The 2,143-nt window shown below is 74.8% G+C and carries 1 protein-coding gene and 1 pseudogene; both read left to right on the top strand.

Translation table 11 applies throughout. The features are described 5' to 3' along the window. Positions 1-332: pseudogene (locus tag IJH84_RS15390) on the top strand (type VII secretion integral membrane protein EccD); the annotation flags it as partial. A gap of 55 nt (positions 333-387) precedes the next feature. Further along, on the top strand, positions 388-1,995 hold the full coding sequence (locus IJH84_RS15385) for a MinD/ParA family protein (RefSeq protein ID WP_295145605.1): 1,608 nt from the start codon (positions 388-390) through the stop codon (positions 1,993-1,995). Positions 1,996-2,143 lie beyond the last annotated feature (148 nt).

The following is a 2,143-nucleotide window of genomic DNA, read 5'->3' as shown; positions in this document are numbered from 1 at the left end:
CATTGGCCTGCCTGCTGGGGGTGAGCACTTTCCTGCGCACCCGCGCCTGCCCGCTGGTCGTGGAAGTCGCGGCGCTGACCGCGGCGACGCTGGTAGTGGTGGCCGGGCTGGTGAGCCGATGGGCCGAGGCGCTGCCCGCCCAGTGGTGGGGTGCCGCGCTGGTCGCCCTGCTGGTGCTCGCGGCCGGATTCGTGGCGTTGACCTACCTGCCGCCCGCGCACGTGCAGGCGCGTGCCCGGCAGATCGCCGACCGCGTCGAAGGGATCGCGGTGATCGCGATGGTGCCGGTCGCGGTCGGCGTGTTCGGGCTCTACTCGCAGTTGCTGAACTAGTTCCGCGGCCTCGCCGGCTCCCCCGCACATCCGCAACCAGGAAAGGCGCTCGAAAGTGTCCACATCGGATCGCACGCCGGAACCGCCCGCCGGGCGGCCGTGGCGAGGTGGCGCGACCGACCGGCCGCCGTGGGAGCAGGACGCCGACGCGACCCAGCAGGTGCGGCCGGATCAGCTGCCGGGAGTCGCCGGGAGCGATCGGGCGTCCGAAGCTGCCGGGGCTCCGGAAGCCGCTCCGGAGACGTCCGGAGCGCAGTCCGGGCAGCAGCCGCAGTCCGGGCAGGACGCTGTGCAGAGCCCAGCGGAGGCGCAAGGTCAGGGCGCGGAGCGCACCCAGCGGATCGACCCGAGCCGGTTCCAAGGTCAACGGGCGCAGGAGGAGCGGACGCGGCCGGACCAGCCGCTTCCTGGCGGGCATCCGGAGGCCGACCCGGCGGGCCGCGGCCAGGCGGGCCACCCCGGCTCGACCCATTCCGGCACGAACAGCTCCGGCCCCGTCCAGGCCCAGCCGCACCAAGGTTGGTCACCGCACGGCCGAACCCACCCGTACCCGGAACATCCCGACCAGCCGCCGCAGCTCCAGCCCGGCCAAGGGCCGCCGAACCCGAATCCGCCGAGCCCGAATCCGTCGAATTGGGCTCATCCGCAATCCCAGCCCGGCCCGTTCGCCGCACCGGCCGCGCCGGGACCGAATCCTGCTGCGACGGACCCGGCCGGTCCGCAACAACCCGGGTTCCAGCCACCCGGGCCCCAGCAACCCGCGCCGCAGCAACCCGCGCCGAACCAGCCGCCGAAGCGCAGCGAACTCACCGGGCAGGCACCGCGCGGCGACAGCACCGCCCGCCGCGTCACCAGGGCCGTGGCGCGCGTGTTCGGCAGCTCGAAGCAGCCGCGCGAACTCGAAGAAGTCCTCGCGGCCGTGCAGGCCCCGATCACCACCGGGCGCCGCATCGCGGTGACCTCGGTGCGCGGCGGTGCGGGCAAGACCGCCGTCGCGGCACTGCTCGGTTCCGTGTTCGCGACCCGCCGGACCGAGCCGGTGCTGGCGCTGGACGCCGAACCGGAATCCGGCTCGCTGGCTTGGCGGCTCGGCGTGGACACCGCGATGACGCTGCCCGGCCTGGCTCCCGCGCTGCGCACCGCCAGCGGGCAGAGCCTCGGCAGCATCGAGCGGTTGCTGCCGCGCACCTCGCGCGGGTTGTGGGTCGCGCCCGGATCGTCCGGCGCGCAGCACCAGCTCGCGCGGGACGTGACGCGGGCGCTGTCCCGGCTGTTCGCGGTCGCGGTGCTGGATTGCGGAACGGGGCTGAACGCTCCGGCGACCAGCGCGGTGCTCTCCGACGCGCATTCGGTGGTCGTCGTGACCCCTGCGACCCCGGACGGAGTGCGCACGACCGCGGACGCGCTGGCGCGCATCGGCCCGGCCGCCCTCCAACACGTCGTGGTGGCGTTGAACGCCGCGGACCAGCAGGGCGTCGCGACGCTGAAGCGAGGTCCAGCGGAGGCGCTGTTCTCCCGCCTCGGCCTTCCCGTCGTGGTGCTGCCCTACGACCGGCACGTCGCGTCCGGCGGCACCATCGACCCGGGGCGGCTCGCCGAGCCCACGATCACCGCGGGCTCCCGGCTCGCGGCCTGGTCGTTGCGCCGGTCGCGGACGCTGTAGGGAGGAGGCGCAGTTGACCACCCGCCTGGTGCACCGGCCGGCGCGCGCGGTGCGCCCGCTGCAAGCGCAGGAACCGCTGGACCTGGACCCGCCGCCGCTGCTGCCCGAGGGCAAGACCGCCGCCGGTGTGCAGGGACTGCTGCCGATG

This window comes from Saccharopolyspora sp. (assembly GCF_017434145.1).
In the GTDB taxonomy this organism is placed as follows: Bacteria; Actinomycetota; Actinomycetes; order Mycobacteriales; family Pseudonocardiaceae; genus Saccharopolyspora_C; species Saccharopolyspora_C galaxeae.
The sequence above is the reverse complement of the archived record's forward strand: the minus strand, read 5'-3'. Positions and strand labels throughout refer to the sequence as shown.